14 protein-coding genes are annotated in these 15,188 nt (G+C 62.4%); 7 read left to right on the top strand and 7 right to left on the bottom strand.

Translation table 11 applies throughout. From position 1 onward, the window contains the following. Positions 1 to 42: 42 nt before the first annotated feature. Positions 43 to 1,698 (bottom strand): caspase family protein, encoded by a 1,656-nt coding sequence (locus LMTR21_RS27280; RefSeq protein ID WP_065752603.1) that lies wholly within the window; start codon positions 1,696 to 1,698, stop codon positions 43 to 45. Positions 1,699 to 1,869: 171 nt separating this feature from the next. Between LMTR21_RS27280 and LMTR21_RS27275 the strand changes: the two genes are divergently transcribed. Further along, the gene (locus tag LMTR21_RS27275) at positions 1,870 to 2,904 is read left to right on the top strand and encodes an AI-2E family transporter (protein WP_065752602.1); all 1,035 of its coding nucleotides are present in this window, start codon (positions 1,870 to 1,872) and stop codon (positions 2,902 to 2,904) included. A gap of 171 nt (positions 2,905 to 3,075) precedes the next feature. After that, positions 3,076 to 3,747 (top strand): hypothetical protein, encoded by a 672-nt coding sequence (locus LMTR21_RS27270; protein WP_065752601.1) that lies wholly within the window; start codon positions 3,076 to 3,078, stop codon positions 3,745 to 3,747. Positions 3,748 to 4,706: 959 nt separating this feature from the next. Here LMTR21_RS27270 and LMTR21_RS27265 read toward each other — a convergent pair. Together LMTR21_RS27265 and LMTR21_RS27260 are read right to left on the bottom strand one after the other, a co-directional pair. Further along, positions 4,707 to 6,458: a metallophosphoesterase family protein gene (locus LMTR21_RS27265; RefSeq protein ID WP_065752600.1), complete on the bottom strand. Its 1,752-nt coding sequence runs from the start codon at positions 6,456 to 6,458 to the stop codon at positions 4,707 to 4,709. Between the two features lie 36 nt (positions 6,459 to 6,494). Continuing rightward, entirely contained in the window at positions 6,495 to 7,016 is a 522-nt protein-coding gene (locus LMTR21_RS27260) for a DUF1269 domain-containing protein (protein WP_065752637.1), read from the bottom strand. A gap of 533 nt (positions 7,017 to 7,549) precedes the next feature. Between LMTR21_RS27260 and glsA the strand changes: the two genes are divergently transcribed. From glsA to LMTR21_RS27240, 4 genes are all read left to right on the top strand, one after another. Continuing rightward, positions 7,550 to 8,548 (top strand): glutaminase A, encoded by a 999-nt coding sequence (gene glsA / locus LMTR21_RS27255; RefSeq protein ID WP_141688261.1) that lies wholly within the window; start codon positions 7,550 to 7,552, stop codon positions 8,546 to 8,548. A gap of 139 nt (positions 8,549 to 8,687) precedes the next feature. Next, positions 8,688 to 10,283 (top strand): MFS transporter, encoded by a 1,596-nt coding sequence (locus LMTR21_RS27250; RefSeq protein WP_065752599.1) that lies wholly within the window; start codon positions 8,688 to 8,690, stop codon positions 10,281 to 10,283. Between the two features lie 422 nt (positions 10,284 to 10,705). Continuing rightward, a complete protein-coding gene (locus LMTR21_RS27245; protein ID WP_065752597.1) occupies positions 10,706 to 11,269 on the top strand; it encodes an HdeD family acid-resistance protein in 564 nt (187 codons plus the stop codon). A 216-nt stretch (positions 11,270 to 11,485) separates the two neighbouring features. Beyond that, positions 11,486 to 12,802 (top strand): metal-dependent hydrolase family protein, encoded by a 1,317-nt coding sequence (locus LMTR21_RS27240; RefSeq protein WP_246175851.1) that lies wholly within the window; start codon positions 11,486 to 11,488, stop codon positions 12,800 to 12,802. A 137-nt stretch (positions 12,803 to 12,939) separates the two neighbouring features. Here LMTR21_RS27240 and LMTR21_RS27235 read toward each other — a convergent pair whose 3' ends face one another. Beyond that, on the bottom strand, positions 12,940 to 13,308 hold the full coding sequence (locus LMTR21_RS27235; protein ID WP_065752595.1) for a hypothetical protein: 369 nt from the start codon (positions 13,306 to 13,308) through the stop codon (positions 12,940 to 12,942). After that, entirely contained in the window at positions 13,305 to 13,538 is a 234-nt protein-coding gene (locus LMTR21_RS41230; RefSeq protein ID WP_084030578.1) for a GDCCVxC domain-containing (seleno)protein, read from the bottom strand. The genes LMTR21_RS27235 and LMTR21_RS41230 overlap by 4 nt, the downstream gene beginning before the upstream one ends. A gap of 96 nt (positions 13,539 to 13,634) precedes the next feature. On the opposite strand from LMTR21_RS41230, the gene LMTR21_RS27225 reads away from it, so the two are divergent. Further along, complete coding sequence (locus LMTR21_RS27225) at positions 13,635 to 14,072, top strand: MerR family transcriptional regulator (RefSeq protein ID WP_246174278.1); 438 nt, start codon at positions 13,635 to 13,637, stop codon at positions 14,070 to 14,072. Between the two features lie 165 nt (positions 14,073 to 14,237). On the opposite strand, the gene LMTR21_RS27220 is transcribed toward LMTR21_RS27225, so the two are convergent. After that, on the bottom strand, positions 14,238 to 14,420 hold the full coding sequence (locus LMTR21_RS27220) for a hypothetical protein (RefSeq protein ID WP_065752593.1): 183 nt from the start codon (positions 14,418 to 14,420) through the stop codon (positions 14,238 to 14,240). 47 nt (positions 14,421 to 14,467) lie between these two features. Continuing rightward, the gene (locus LMTR21_RS27215; protein ID WP_187399204.1) at positions 14,468 to 15,154 is read right to left on the bottom strand and encodes a TetR/AcrR family transcriptional regulator; all 687 of its coding nucleotides are present in this window, start codon (positions 15,152 to 15,154) and stop codon (positions 14,468 to 14,470) included. Positions 15,155 to 15,188: the final 34 nt, after the last annotated feature.

Raw genomic sequence — 15,188 nt, 5'->3', positions numbered from 1 at the left:
TGTGCTCTGCCCGGATCTTTCATTGCGCACGAATTGTTTGCGTTAGCGCCTGAAGCCGCCGCCACCCATTCTGCCGAACGAGCCCCCACCGAACGAACCGCCACCGAACGAGCTGCGGGACGGACCTGCGGCGAAGCGGTTGAAATTCCCGCCGCCCATGCCGCCGCCGTTGAAATGCCGCGGCGCGGTGGCGAAAGCAGGCCTTCTGGCGATCATGGGCCGGGAGGTCATCATGGGCTTGTTGGCGAACCGCGTCGGACCGCGGTTGAACCTGCCGGGAGAGGTGGCGATCTTGCCGGCATTGCCGACGTTGTTGACGGAGCCCGGCTTGAACTTCCCAGGCAGGGTCGTGACCTTGCCCATGTTGCCGTTGATATTGCCGCCATTGGCCGGGTTCATGCCCTTGGCGGGAAGTGTGACGATCTTCGAGGGCATGTGACCGTGGCCGAAATTGCCACCAAGGTGGCCCTTGGAGATGCCAAGGGTGGACACGTTGCCGATATGGCCCGGCTTGAACGTCGGCGACTGCTTCGCCAGATGCGTGAAGTGCATCATCGGCACGGCCTTCGGCGCGGCCTGCAGCTTCAGCGCGGACTTGGCGTAAGCACTGCTCGAATAATTGTCATAGAAGGTCTTGTAGGCGAACGGCGAGTTGGCCACGACCGCCTTGTGCCACGCCGTCGCCACCCGCAGGTTGCCGAGCAGCAGGCGGACGTGGTCGCACAGCGGATCGTGCGGGTAGAGCCGGATGAACTCTTCATAGTATTCGGGCGAGCCTTCCGACAGCACGTAGTCGTAAGCCTGGCGCGCCGAGCGCGACGGCAGGTTCGACGCGACCTGCATGATCGGGCGGCGATCCGGCGCGCGGCCTGCGGCAACCGCGGTATCGCCGAAGAAGTAGAAGTCGCTTGTCAGCGAGGAGCTCTCCCACGGCGTCTGTCTGCCGGAGGTGGTGTTGTTCACCTCGAGTCGGACGCGCTTGAACAATTGCTCGATCGGCAGGTTCGGCTCGCGTGCGATATCGAGAAACGCTCTCGTGTATGGGCTGTGCTTGCCGTCGCCATCCTGCGCCTCCATTCCGGGCGCAGTCGAGTAGCCGACGATCGAGCCTCGCGGCGCATCGACGATGGCGAGGCCGCGTCCGGCGTCGTTGACCTCCGGGAATGGGTTGTTGCGGCAGGCGTCGAGCACGACGATGCGCATCCGGCTCTGGATCGATTCCAGCGTGCCCATCAGGTCGACCAGCCGCAGCGAGTTGCCATCGAGATCGGACGGCGACGAGATTCTGGCATCGACCGGCAGCAAATAGTTCTCGCCGGCCACCTGAACGCCGTGGCCGGCATAGTAGACCATGGCGACCGCGCCCGGGCCGCGCTCGGCGACCTTATTGGAGAAGTCCTGCACCACCCTGACCATGTCGCTGCGCGTGAGGTCGGTCGCCTGGGTGACCTCGAAGCCCGCCGAGTTCAGAAGCTGCGCGATCGATTGCGCGTCGTTGCCGGGATTGGCGAGTTTTGGCGCGGTCTGGTAATTCGAATTGCCGATCACCAGCGCGACGCGCTGGTCGGTCAGTGGCCCCTGCATGCCGTTGCGGATGTCGGCGTTCGGCGCTTCGGCGAAAGCCGCACCGGTAACCGCGAAGCTCAACAGGCCTGCCAGCAGGCTGGCACCCAATAGCAATGGCTTGAAACGGGACATGGCTGCCTCCTCGGGCGGACCTCGTTGCGAGGTTTGCTGCCGGGACGCTAAGTCAGGTCCGCCTTGCCGTACGTGACCGCGATCACGGTTGTATGCGGAGGCGTCGTCGCTCTTGCCGCCGTTCACTGCGGCTGACAATCTTGGGTTGGCTAGAGGTCGAAGGAACCCAACATGGGCTTCGGACTGAAGACCACCACGGGACTCATCGCGGCAGTGCTGGTCACAGCGGCACTGGCCCAGTTGAGCAAGGTGTTCGCGCCGCTTGCGGCGGCCCTGTTCATCATCGCGATCGTGTGGCCGGTCCAGAAGTGGTTGCAGTCCTGGATGCCGAGGCTTATCGCGCTCGCGATCACGGTCGTTGCGACGGTTGCGGTCTGTCTCGGCGTTGCTTCGCTCGCGGCCTGGGGGTTTGGCCGCGTCGGCCGATCGCTGATCAACGATCTGCCGCGCTACCAGGCCCTCTATTCGGCGGTGGTGACATGGCTCGACGGCCACGGCATCTCGGTCGCCGGGCTCTGGGCCGAACATTTCAACGTCGGCTGGCTGCTACGCGCGACGCAGCAGGTGACGACCCGCGTCAATACCACGCTCACCTTCTGGGTGATCGCGCTGGTTTACGTCATGCTCGGGCTTCTCGAAGTCGAGAACATAAGGCGGAATGTAGAGCGGTTGGAGAACAAGACCGCAGCCCGCGTGCTGCTCGACGGCAGCGCAGCGACGGCGGCGAAATTCCGAAGGTACCTGCTGGTACGGACGAAGATGAGCGCGATCACCGGCCTGCTGGTCGGCGCATTTGCGTGGGTGACCGGATTGCCGTTCGCATTGGAGTGGGGCGTGATTGCCTTCGTGCTCAACTACATCCCGTTCATCGGCCCGTTCGTCGCGACGCTGTTTCCGACCCTGCTGGCGATGACGCAGTTCGAGAGCTGGCCGGCGGTGCTCGGCGTCTTCGTCTGCCTGAACATCATCCAGTTCGCGGTCGGCAGCTACATCGAGCCGCGGGTAGCCGGCTCCATGTTGTCGATTTCACCTGTTGTCGTGCTGTTCGCGATCTTCTTCTGGACGTTTCTGTGGGGCCTGTTCGGCACCTTCATCGGCGTGCCGATCGCGCTGGCCATTCTGACCTTCTGCGCCACGCATCCGTCAAGCCGCTGGGTCGTCGATCTGTTCGGCGGACCGGATCAGACGAAGCCGGGCAAGCTCTAGGACGCAATGAGCCGGGCGGACGGTTGACGTCCACCGAGTTCAAACAACTCGATCCTCTTATCGTGCGACGATCTCACAATCGCCCCAGGACTGCTGCGCTCCCGCCTCGCTTCTGTCAAACCAGGTTGGCCTCTTCCGTCAACAAGAAGAACCGCTGGGTGGAGTTACCAGATGTTATACTCGCAAAGTCCACCACTCGCGGAGCAGCAGTGGCCGCGCGCCGAGGAAATCTCGTCGGGCGGGCTTGCGCGCGATCTGGACGTCCGATCCGATCGGCGCATGGGTGGACGGCGTACGAAGCCGTCGGTCGATTCTTCTCATTCCTACCGCTTCGGGGAGGGGCCGATGACGAGCGGTCGGCCGTCGATCGGCAGGCGAATAGTCCGCAGCCTTATCCGGTTTTCCATTACGGTTCTCATCGGTGTCGGCGCGACGCTCGGCTGGCAGTCCTATGGTGATGCAGCAAAGGAGATGGCGGTGGCCCGGGCTCCAGCGCTGGCCTGGTTGTTACCCACTTCGACGACGAAGTCCCCGGCCGTGGCAGCAACTTCCGCTGGCCCGGTGCAGCTTGAGCCCTTGGCGTCCAATCTCGATGCCGTGCGGCGCAGCGTAGAACAACTCGCTAACAAGCAGGAACAGATCGCCCAGAACGTTGCGGCACTGCGCGCTGTCCAGGAGGACATCAGACAGAAGATGTCGCTGGCGCCTTCGTCACCGGCGCCGGCCCCGCAGGCGGCGTCCACCCCGCAGCCCAGCACGCCGCAACCCAGGGCGCAGTCATCGTCGGCGCCTCGCCCTTCGTCTTCTACGGGAACACTCACGGATCGCGATCGGCGAAATTGACGATCGCCTTTCCATTTGGGGCGGTCAATTTGTGGTGACCGAAACCTCCTGCCTCAGTCAACTTCGAGCTGAGGCTGCTTTATCTTGTGAGAATATCGCAGCGCTCGCACAACATTTTCGGCGCTTCCCTCAGCGACCGTCGCTTCATGCGTGCCACGACTGGATCTGGTCAGCATTCCAGCCATACTACCTGTGATTGGGTTCACAGCGTCCATGCGCGTCGACGTGGTAAGGACGTGGATGTGCAAAGGAGGTAAGTCGTGTTCGCGATTTACGTGCTGGTGCGCAAAAAACCGAACTCTTCCCGGCATCCACTTGACATATTCGTGGTCGGGAGAATTTCAGGGTCCAGTATTTAGCAAAAGTGATAACGCGAGGAGTGAAAGCCATGCGTGCATTTTCGGTAGCGATATTTTTGCTAGTTGGATTGACCGACGTTGTGTTCGCGCAGAACTGCAGGGAATTGCAGCGCACCTGCGAAATGAAGAACGCGCTCGGCGAGCGCGGTCAAGGCCATTGCCGCAGATTCCGCGAAGCGTGTCAGGAGCCGCGCGCGTCATTCGAGCGTGTATCAGCGCGCCAGATTTGCGCGCAGTTGCGCCAGCAGTGCCTCTTCAAGGATGAGCTTGGCGAACGGGGCCAGGGAAACTGCCGACGGTATCGGGAAATGTGCCGCGGCGGAATCTAGTCTTTTCCGGACGCGTTCGAGTCAAACGCACCGCGTCGGACTCGTGCGGGTTCGGATTACCCTCGGGCACGTAGGCTCGCTCCATCGCGACGTGCCCGCGAGGCTGTCGCTGAAGGTTTCGTGCTCGATCTGGGTCGCTACCGCTCGAACGCCGCTTGCCGTCCGTTGAATGGAGCAATCAGGCGTATTTCGCCGTTTGTGGCATGCTGTTCGGCGGATGGTGCGTCAATGACGGCGCCGAGCGCATTTTGTCGATGGCCCAGCGGAGCAGCTAGCACGTCGTGGCGTGTGCCTGGGCGTTCTTCTCGCCAGCAATCTCCACGCGCTGCGGCGGCGCCAGATCAAGTCGTCCATCCGGGCCGGCTGCCAGCGTGTGAATATAGAAATGCGTGGCCGCATCATCGGCCGCGTTCATCACCGGCGAAGGCGCGGAGATGATTTTCAGCGAACCGCAGGTGCCGATCCAGTCGATGTGGCGGTGACCGTGCATCACCACGGCGCGACCGGCCAGGGCGTCCAGCCTGCGCACGAACCAGCTACCGTTGATCAAGGCCGTTCCGATGCGTTCGGAGAATGCTTTCACCGGCATGGGATACTCCACGACGTGGTGATGCAATGCGACGATCCAGCGTGCTGCCGGATAATGCCGGATCGCTGCCTCGAGGCGGTGCGTCTGTTCGACCGACACCAGCCCGAGCGCATTGGTGAAGGAAAAATGGGTCTCTGCGTTGGAGTTCAGGATGGCTATTCCGAGGCCGTCTTCCGTCTCGGGCGGGACGATCATCGGAAACTGGTCGTCGAACAGGCCGTGCAGGGCTGCGGCACGGCGCAGGCCGCCGTGGTCCGCAAGCGCCACGATCGCATCGCGCTTCGGCGCGAGCGCATCACTCAGCGTTACGGTCGGTTTTCCCAAGGGATCGACTACCCGCACGCGATCGCCTTGCATGGCCGCCATAGCTGACAGCACGCGGATCTGCCGTAACCGCTTGTTCGGGCTGAACGGTAGGTCGAGCCGGGCCGGATTGGCGCGGTCGACGATGTTGACGTCGTGATTGCCCGGCAACATGATCGTGCGCGCGACGAGTTCCGGATGACGGGCCATGGCGTCGAGGAATGCGGCCCATTCGCTGGCGCGGCCCGCGTCGGTCATATCGCCGGTAAGGAGAATGTGGTCGAGCGGATCGGCCGCGTGAATGGCGGCGAGGTCCGCCAGGACCCGGTCGAGCCGGTTATTGCCGCGCGGGCCCGCCCGTCCGCTTTCGATGCGAAAGCCGTATCGATCGCCAATCACATGCAGATCCGATAGATGCGCAACGCGCCAGGTCCGCCGTCCGGACGAGGCGCTATCGAATGCGGCAAGGTCGACGGGCTGGGACATGCTGGCATCAGCAAATCCCCACATCAGCGAAGCGACCGCCAGATATCCGGACACCAGCAGGATCGCATTTGCCAGCGTCGGCACGACGAGACGGTGCAGCACGACCAGATCGCTCCAGCCGCCCGTCCAGCGCGAGGCGGGCCAGGCCAGCATCGCAGTCAGCACTGCGCATGTGGACAGCACGATGGCGGCGCCAACCGAATTGACGCTGCGCAGCCTCGCCCGGCCGGCGACGGTCAGCGTCCTGCCCCAGATCCGTTCCGTCAGGTGGCGCAGCGCTTCGCGGGTGAAGGCGTAGCCGGGCTGCACGGCGAGCGCGTTGAGCGACCAGAAATTATTTTCGGCGATCCGGAACAGTGGTCGCCATCCGATCCATCCCACCGCGGCAATCGCGAGCAAGGCGAGGGCCGTGCCGATCCCGGTCAGCGTGGCGATCTTCTCCGTCAGGGTTGAGAGCCAGGCGGAGACCAGCAATGGCGCGAGGCCCAGCAGCACGGCCGGCAACAGCAGCAACACCGTCCACGCAAACAACAGCTTCGGCAAACTGATTTCGACCAGCAGGCTGCCGGCGATGGCGAGCAGGGACCGCTGCCCGGGACTGGCGGCATCGTCCTCGATATCGCCGTGGCGCGGATCGATCAGCATGCCTGTCCCGGGGCTGGTGGGCTTCGGTTTCTCCGCTTAAGCGGCGTCTGTTTTGGGCGTGGCCTGGTCGGTGCTCGTCTTCGCCAGTGCGTCGCGAAGTTGCTGTTCCTTGCTGTCGTCAAGGGATGTCTTGAGCACGGTGCCTCCCGCGTCCTTGATCTCCCGCAGCACCTTGTCGGGCGTCATATTCTTGATGAGCACGAACAGTGCGGCATTGCCGGGCTGCATGCTCTTGGAGAGATCCTTCATGAAGGCGTCATTGATGCCGTAATCCGACAGAGCGCCGCCGAGCGCTCCCGAAGCCGCGCCCAAGGCAACACCAAGAATGGGATTGAGGAAGATCAGCCCGATCAGCAACCCCCAGAAGCTGCCCGATGCGGCGCCGATCGCTGTCGTATTGACAAGCTGGTTCAGCTTGATGGGGCCGGCTTCGGTCTTCACCGCGATCACGGCATCGCTGATCGTGATTAGATATTCCTTCTGCAGCTTGAACAGACGCTGCCGTACCTCTTCAGCCTTTGCCTCGGATGGATAGACGATCGCGACTAGATCTGACATCTCCGTATCCTCCAACTCGATAATGGACATGATGTAGGCCGCGCGGGCGCGATGGATCGACACTCCTCAAAGCATAACGGTCGCAGCGGAGGGCTTCCGTTGCGTCAGCAGCGATGGCAAATGTCGACGGCTGCGGGATCATCCCGGAGAGCCGCGGAATGAGCAGCGGCCGTGCGGCACGGGCGCCACGGTATCACAACTCGGAAACGAACGGATCACGGTTCGCTGATCGCACTCTGGCGATGTCTGTAGTCAAATTCGCGGCTAATTCGGCGAACGGTTCCCGCGTGCGCAGCGTCGCCGCATCGTTATAGTCACGCGATTTGTCACAAAGTGTTGTAGCAAAACCCACACGCCGCAAACCGTCTTTCAGGTTGTGTCGTTGACTCAACATATATTTGGGCGGTACCGTGCATCCAATCAGCAAGAAGGCTGAAGCGATTGAGTATGGTCGCTTATCAGCGCGTAATTTGTGTTGCCGAACGGCTCGACAATCCGCGAGCAGGATCGCTCGAGCCGGGTGGAGGAGTCCGATGGACATGCCTTCGATCTCGGAACCAACGGGCCGGCCATACATTTCGACAGGGCATCTGCCTGAGCCAGAGATGGTGCAAAGACTGGTGTCGGATGCGCACCGGCGTTTCAAGTCGAATGGAGAGGGCCACAACTCTCAGGTCTATCCGGCGCTGGCGCGGGTTCCGCGAGAGCTGTTCGGCGTTTGCGTCGTCGGCACCAGCGGGCGCGTCTACGAGGCCGGCGACACCGAATATAAATTCTCGATCATGAGCGTATCGAAGCCGTTCGTGTTCGCGCTGGTGTGCGAGACGATCGGCCCGGAGGAGGCGCGCGCAAGACTTGGCGCGAACGCTACCGGACTGCCGTTCAACTCGCTGGCCGCCATCGAGCAGGGCGGCGGCCGCACCAACCCGATGGTGAATGCGGGCGCAATTGCGACGACGAGCCTGGTGCCGGGCCTGACGGCGGAAGGCCAATGGCAATTCATTCACGACGGGTTGTCGCGGTTTGCCGGGCGCAAGCTCACGCTCAATGAAGAGGTATACGCCTCGGCCTCGCAAACCAACTATCGCAACCGCAGTATCGCCCGGCTGCTGCAGAGCTACGACCGCATCTATTGCGACGCCAAGCAGGCGACCGATCTCTATACCAGGCAGTGCTCGCTGAATGTGAGCGCGCGGGATCTGGCCGTGATGGGCGCGACGCTGGCGGACGGCGGCGTCAATCCCGTTACCCGGCAGCGCGTGGTGGACGCTGCTGTCTGCCACTATGCGCTCACCGTGATGATAACGGCCGGCCTGTACGAGACCTCGGGTGACTGGCTTTACGACATCGGCCTGCCCGGCAAGAGCGGGATCGGCGGCGGCATCGTCGCGGTCTCTCCCGGCAAGGGCGGCTTCGGCACCTTCGCACCGCCACTCGACGCGGCCGGCAACAGCGTGAAGGGACAACTTGCGGCGAAATTCCTGTCGCAGCAGCTGGGAATGGATCTGTTCGTATCGCAACCGGAAAACTGAACCAGATGCAAAGAATGGCTTGATCGAGCCGAGGGCTCAATCGATCCGACAACCGAGCAATTCGGGAGGACACACCATGGCTACGCCCTCGATATCGATCGGAGCAATCCGGGAAGGAGCGCGGGAGTCATGGGTGCCGATGATTGCAATCGCGCTCGGCCAGATGATCATGTCCTTCAACGTCGCCTCGCTGCCGGTCGCGCTCGGCGGGATGGTCAATAGCTTTGGCGTTCCGCCGACCACCGTCGCCACCGGCATCGTGGCCTATTCGATGCTGGTCGCTGGCTTCGTCATGCTCGGCGCCAAGCTCGCGCAGCGGTTTGGCGCGCTGCAGGTGTTCCGCTTTGCGGTGGTCCTGTTCTGCGCGTCGCAGATATTGATGACGTTCAGCCCGACGGCGACGCTAATGATCACGGCGCAGGCGCTTTGCGGTGCGGCGGGCGCGGTTATCGTGCCGTCGCTGGTGGCGCTGATCGCCGAGAATTACACGGGGCGGCAGCAGGCGACGGCGGTCGGCGCGCTCGGTTCGGCGCGGGCGGCCGCCGGCGTGCTGGCGTTCATCATCGGCGGCGTGCTCGGCACCTATATCGGCTGGCGGCCGGCATTCGGAATCCTGATTGCCGTTTCCGCCATCGTCTTCCTGCTGAGCTTCCGTCTCAAGCGTGACTATGGCCGCCCGGACGTGCAGATCGATATGGTCGGTGTCGTGCTGGCCGCGGCGGCGATCGTCCTCATCAGTTTCGGCTTCAACAATCTCAACAGGTGGGGCCTTGCGCTGGCGACCGCCAATGCGCCGTTCAATCTGCTCGGCCTTTCGCCGGCGCCTGTCCTCATCGTTCTCGGCGTCGTGCTCGGACAAGCGTTCCTGATGTGGACGCGCCGCCGCCAGGCGGCGGGAAAAACGCCGCTACTGGCGCTCGAGGTGATCGACTCGCGGGAGGAGCGCTCGGCGGTCTACGCACTGTTTGCGGTGGTCGCGCTGGAAGCCGCGCTGAATTTCTCGGTGCCGCTCTATATCCAGATCGTCCAGGGCCGCACGCCGCTGGCGACCGCGATTGCGATGATGCCGTTCAACCTGACGGTATTTTTCACCGCCATGCTGGTCGTCAATCTCTATGACCGGCTGACGCCGCGGCAGATCGGCCGCTACGGCTTCGTGGCCTGCACCGTCGGTCTGGTGTGGCTCGCCTTCGTCGTGCGCAACGACTGGAGTGAGGTTCCGGTGCTGTTTGGCCTCATTCTGTTCGGCATCGGTCAGGGCGCGCTGGTGACGTTGCTGTTCAACGTACTGGTTACGGCGTCGCCCAAGGAACTGGCGGGCGACGTCGGGTCGCTGCGGGGCACCACGCAAAATCTGGCCAGCGCAGTCGGAACGGCGCTGGCTGGTGCGCTTCTGGTCGGTCTGTTGAGCACGATCGTGCTGAGCCAGATCGCTGCGAACCCCGTGCTGCCAAAGGAGATCCAGAGCCAGGTCGATCTCGACAACGTCAATTTCGTCAGCAACGACCGGCTGCGCAGCGTGATGGAAGGCACGACCGCCACGCCACAGCAGGTCGAGGAAGCCGTGCGCGTGAATACCGAGGCGCGGCTGCGCGCGCTGAAGATTGGGCTTTTGATCATGGCCGGTCTTGCGCTGCTTGCGATCATTCCGGCGGGCCGGCTGCCGAACTACTTGCCTGGCGAGATCCCGAGCGATGCGCCCGGCAGCCGATTGAAGTCGGGCGGATCAGCATGAACATGTGAGGAAAGGGGCGTTCCAGGAAGGAGAACAACAATGGATGCAATCGACCGTCGCACCGCGCTATGGACCCTGATGGGTGGCGTCGTTGCCGCCGGCTTGGGCGCAAGCCTGCTACCTGATCTAGCCGAGGCGGCGCCGCTCGCGGTGCAGAAGGATCCTGGAAGGAACGCCGGAGATTTCAAGCTGGAGGCTCAAGATCCTGGAATGCGGCGGCCTGGACCGCCGTCTGGACGGCCACCGGGACGACCGTCGGGACGACCACCTGGACGGCCGTCGCGTCCTCCTCCTCACTGGCATCGCCGTCATCGGCGTCGTCGTCGTTGGGTCTGCTGGTGGCACCGCGGCCGCCGCCGGTGCGGATGGCGATGGGTATAGCGGGACTCGAGGTCGGTGAGACCTGAGGTGAGGAAAATGACATGACGACATATGACAGCAGTTCGCGAACGGGCGTCGGCAGTCTGCCGGCGCCGCCGTTCTGGATCTGTGTGCTGCTCGGGCTTGCGTTGATCGTGGCGGGCTTCCTGGTTCTCGGCGACGTCATGCTCGTTACCGTCATCAGCACCATCTTCATCGGCTGGGTCGCCATCATCGCGGGCGCTTTCGAAATCGTCCATGCGTTCTGGACCAAGGGCTGGGGAGGGTTCGTATGGCAGGTGCTGCTCGGCATCCTGTACGTCGCCTTCGGCGCCGTGCTGGTCGGCCAGCCGCTCGTTAGCGCCCTGATCCTCACCTATGTTCTCGGCCTGGTGTTGGCGGTTTCCGGCTTCGTCCGCATCCTGATCGGCGTCAGCCGCTGGCGGGATCCGGGCTGGATCATGCTGCTGTCCGGCGTGTTCGGCATCGTGGCCGGTTTCATCATTCTCACGGGATTTCCCACGACCGGGCTGTGGGTGCTCGGATTCCTGCTCGGCGTCGACTTGATATCGCATGGGATCGGATGGCTGGCCTACGCGTGGCAGCCTACCGCTCGCAGCGCATAGTTCCTCCCTGCCACTCGAGCAAGATGGCTTTTATTCAAATCGTCATCTTGCTCGTTCTTTTCTTTTTCAGCATGATCTCCCGGTAAACCACCTCGCTCTTCGCACCGGATGTTTCGGCTCCTGCTGAATCGCGCGATATCAGGACGGAGGTCTTACGTGCCCTTAAAAGAATGGCCCAAACTCGTCAAAGTCCTCGGAGCCGTTGCATCGACGGCATTGAGCCTCGCGGCGCCCTTACGGCCCGCGCATGCCCAGCAGGGCGGGGCTGTACTGTTTCAGAACGTCCGTATCTTTGACGGGAAGAGCGAAACGCTTTCGGCGTCGTCCAATGTTCTGGTGAGGGGCAACAAGATCGAAAAAATCGCGCCGGCTGCGGCCGCAACAGACGCGCAAACTGTCGTCATTGACGGCGGCGGACGGGTGCTGATGCCCGGCCTGATCGACGTACATTGGCATGCGATGCTGATCCGGGTGACTCCGGCACAGTCATTCGGTGATGTCGGCTACGTCAATCTCGTCGCCGCCGCGGAAGCTACAGACACGCTAATGCGTGGCTTCACCACCGTTCGCGACGTTGGCGGCCCGGTGTTCGGACTCAAGGCCGCTATCGACGAGGGCATCGTCAATGGCCCACGCATCTATCCGTCCGGCGCGGTGATCACCGTCACGAGCGGGCACGGCGATTTCCGCCAGCTCACCGATTTGCCGCGCACGATCGGCGGCATGCTTACCCGCATGGAGCAGGTCGGCGGCGCCGTGGTGGCGGACAGTCCTGACGAGGTGCGCGTGCGCACGCGCGAGCAGCTCATGCAGGGCGCCTCGCAGATCAAGTTGACGGCGGGCGGCGGGGTTTCGTCACCCTTCAGTCCGATCGACGTGTCCACCTTCACCGAACCTGAACTGCGCGCCGCGGTCGAAGCAGCCGAGAATTGGGGCACGTACGTCGCCGCGCATGCCTTTACGCCGGCTGCGATCCAACGGTCCATTGTCGCAGGTGTGAAGTGTATCGAACACGGCATGTTGATGGACGACGCAACTGCCAAGCTGATGGCCGAAAAGGGCATTTGGCTGAGCATGCAGCCGCTCCCCGAGGACTTGAGGCTCGGCTTTCCAGTGGGGTCAGTCCAGCGCGCCAAGGCGGATGAGGTTTGGCCCGGCATAGCCAAGACCTACGAGCTGGCGAAGAAGTACAAAATCAAGACGGCGTGGGGCACCGATGTGCTGTTCTCCGCCGCGCTGGCGCGGCAACAGGGGGCCATTCTGGCCTCGCTGTCGCGGTGGTACACCCCCGCTGAAGCGCTCGTCATGGCGACGTCGACAAATGCCGAACTGCTCACGCTATCCGGCAAGCGCAATCCCTATCCGGGCAAGCTTGGCGTGGTCGAGGAGGGTGCGCTGGCTGACCTCTTGCTGGTGGATGGTAATCCCATCGAGAACATCAAGCTGATCGAGGATCCCGCCAAAAATTTCCTCGTCATCATGAAGGACGGGAAAATTCACAAGAACCTGGTTGCCGGCGGCAAGCTGAACTAGAGGCGTGGACTCGCAAGCCGAGATTCGTGAGCGCGGCTCGATCGATGTCCGCGAACCAACGTTTTGCCGAATCAAACCGGTGAAGTCCGCAAAGGGCCAAAGCCAGACATAGATGTGAAGGAAGCTGTAGGTTTCCGCTACGAGAATTTCCCCCACGCCCGTTCCGTCATCCACCAAATGATCCACCCGCCAAAGATAATGAGAGCGGCCAAGGCGAGCCAGGCATAAAAATGCAGAGTGAAGAGACCGGAAACCAGCAAGATCACTGGTGCGATCATCGCGAGATAGTAAGGGCCTGTATAGCGGCAGTGAGTGCGCCCGCAGCGCCGCGAGTTTAAGATGCAAGCAGTCCCCATCCAGAGGAGTGCGGCGGTCCAAACCACAGCACGCATGTGTGCGGGGGCGAACAGGGCGGCAATGATGGCACCCGTTGGTATCCACCATGCGAGAACGCTTGTGCCGACGCTGCCGACCCAATCTGCAGCGGATTTCGTGACGGTGCTCACGGCGCCTGCCTTACACAGAAGGCCGCCCCGGTCTCGCCCAAGCGCTCGGCTTGGACCGGCGGACAGGGCACAGAGCCATAGGAACAGAAAACGCAACAGTCGCCTTCCTTGGGCTTGAGCTTAGTGCCGCAGCCGGTGCACACGTAGAAAAATTGACAAGCATCAGTTGGCATCGTTTCCGACTTGCCGGTTGCGCAATGCGGGCAGGTGATCGTCGATTGCAAGGTCACGATGCTGTTTGGTACTTGCTCAAAGTTACCCATCTCATTGTCCTTCGTAGTTCTTTGGCTTAAGTACTTCCTGTAGTGACTACAGGAGCAAGGTCGTTGTCCATATCTTCGATCACAGATGCGCGAGCGAAAGTGTTTACTATCGGTGCTCTGTCGGACCTGACCGACGTGAATATCGAAACCATCCGCTACTATGAGCGGATCAAGATGTTACCCGCGCCACCGCGCACAGCGGGTGGCCGTCGCGTCTACGACCCTACTCATCTTCGTACCCTCGCCTTTATACGGCGGTCGCGGGAGTTGGGTTTCTCTCTTGACGACATCCGAGCGCTGATCCGCCTCGGAGGGCCTGATCAAGCCTCATGCCGCCAAGTTCGCGAGATCGCGACGCATCATCTCGACGATGTCCGTGCGAAGATTGCCGATCTTCGTAAGATGGAACGGTTGCTGTCAAAAACCGTTGCGCAATGCACCGGCACCACGGCTCCCAATTGCCCGGTACTTGATATTCTCGATAGTCGGCGTTCGAAATAGGACCGCATGTCCACCTTGGGTCATTCGCGTCGGTTTTGCCAATTCTACGACTGTCCGCTATCCGGCCGCTTTCGGACCTGCCTGTTCGACGTAGCGCCCCCCAACTGACGTTCCAGAGCGGCGTCGCGGCGGCGTAGTGAAGCCAGGTACGACGGGAGTGGCGCGCTACGACCGATTGACCGCTGCGACCTTCAGGTGGAATGGCAGCATCGTCACCGACATAGGCAGGTGCCCGATACTTTCGCCGTCGACATCGGCCCGGATCATGCGATCGCTGTCGATGGTGATCCGGCTTGCGTGCCGCCGCGAGTACAGTCCGCCATCTTCCGAGCAGGCGCGATGGCACATGACGGCGTATCGGCTTCAGGACCCGGTCAGTGATGCCTTTGCAAGGCTCAGCGCACGCCGCCGCGCCTGCAGGCGGCAAGAAAGAACGGAACGCTGCGTGCCACGTGCGCGTCGATCTCTGCGTCCAGCGTCTTGAGGTCCACCTCGAACAGCGCTCGGAACAGCATCGGCACGGCGATGAGATCAAGGAAGAAGCGTGCAGTCGTTGTCAGCTGCTTCGGGGCAAAAGCGGGCAGCGCACGAAGCTCGTCGGCTTGCGTCAACTCGCCCAGCAACCGGACCCCGAGTTTTGTGCTGAGATCACGCGCCGTCCGGCCGACCGTGCTCGCCAGATCAGGGAAGCGGCGCGATTCCGCGATTGCCAGCCGCATCAGTGCAATCCTCTCGCTGTCCAAACCCCAATGCAGCAGGGTGCTCGCGGCGCTTATAAGGCGCGCCTCGATCGTTGTGCCGGTTGGCACCTCGGCCTTGAACTCTGCGATGCGAGATAGGATGTCCCGCGTTACCACTGCAGTGAACAGCGCCCGCTTGTCGCGGAAGCGGGCATAGATCGTGGGCTTACCCGAACGTGCAACTTCGGCGATCTCGTCGATGCTCGCGCCTTCAAATCCGCGCTCAAGAAACACCTTTCGCGCCGCATCGAGAATGCGGGTATCAACCTCGCCGGCAAGCTCCTTCGGCGGGCGGCCAAAGCGCACTTTGGCCCGCTTCGGCGCCGGCTTCTTCTTCAACAAACTGCTGGCTCTCATCGCGACTGGACCGCGCTTC

It is taken from the genome of Bradyrhizobium paxllaeri, assembly GCF_001693515.2.
GTDB lineage: Bacteria > Pseudomonadota > Alphaproteobacteria > Rhizobiales > Xanthobacteraceae > Bradyrhizobium > Bradyrhizobium paxllaeri.
Note: the sequence above shows the minus strand (reverse complement) of the source record. Positions and strands in the feature narration are given on the sequence as shown.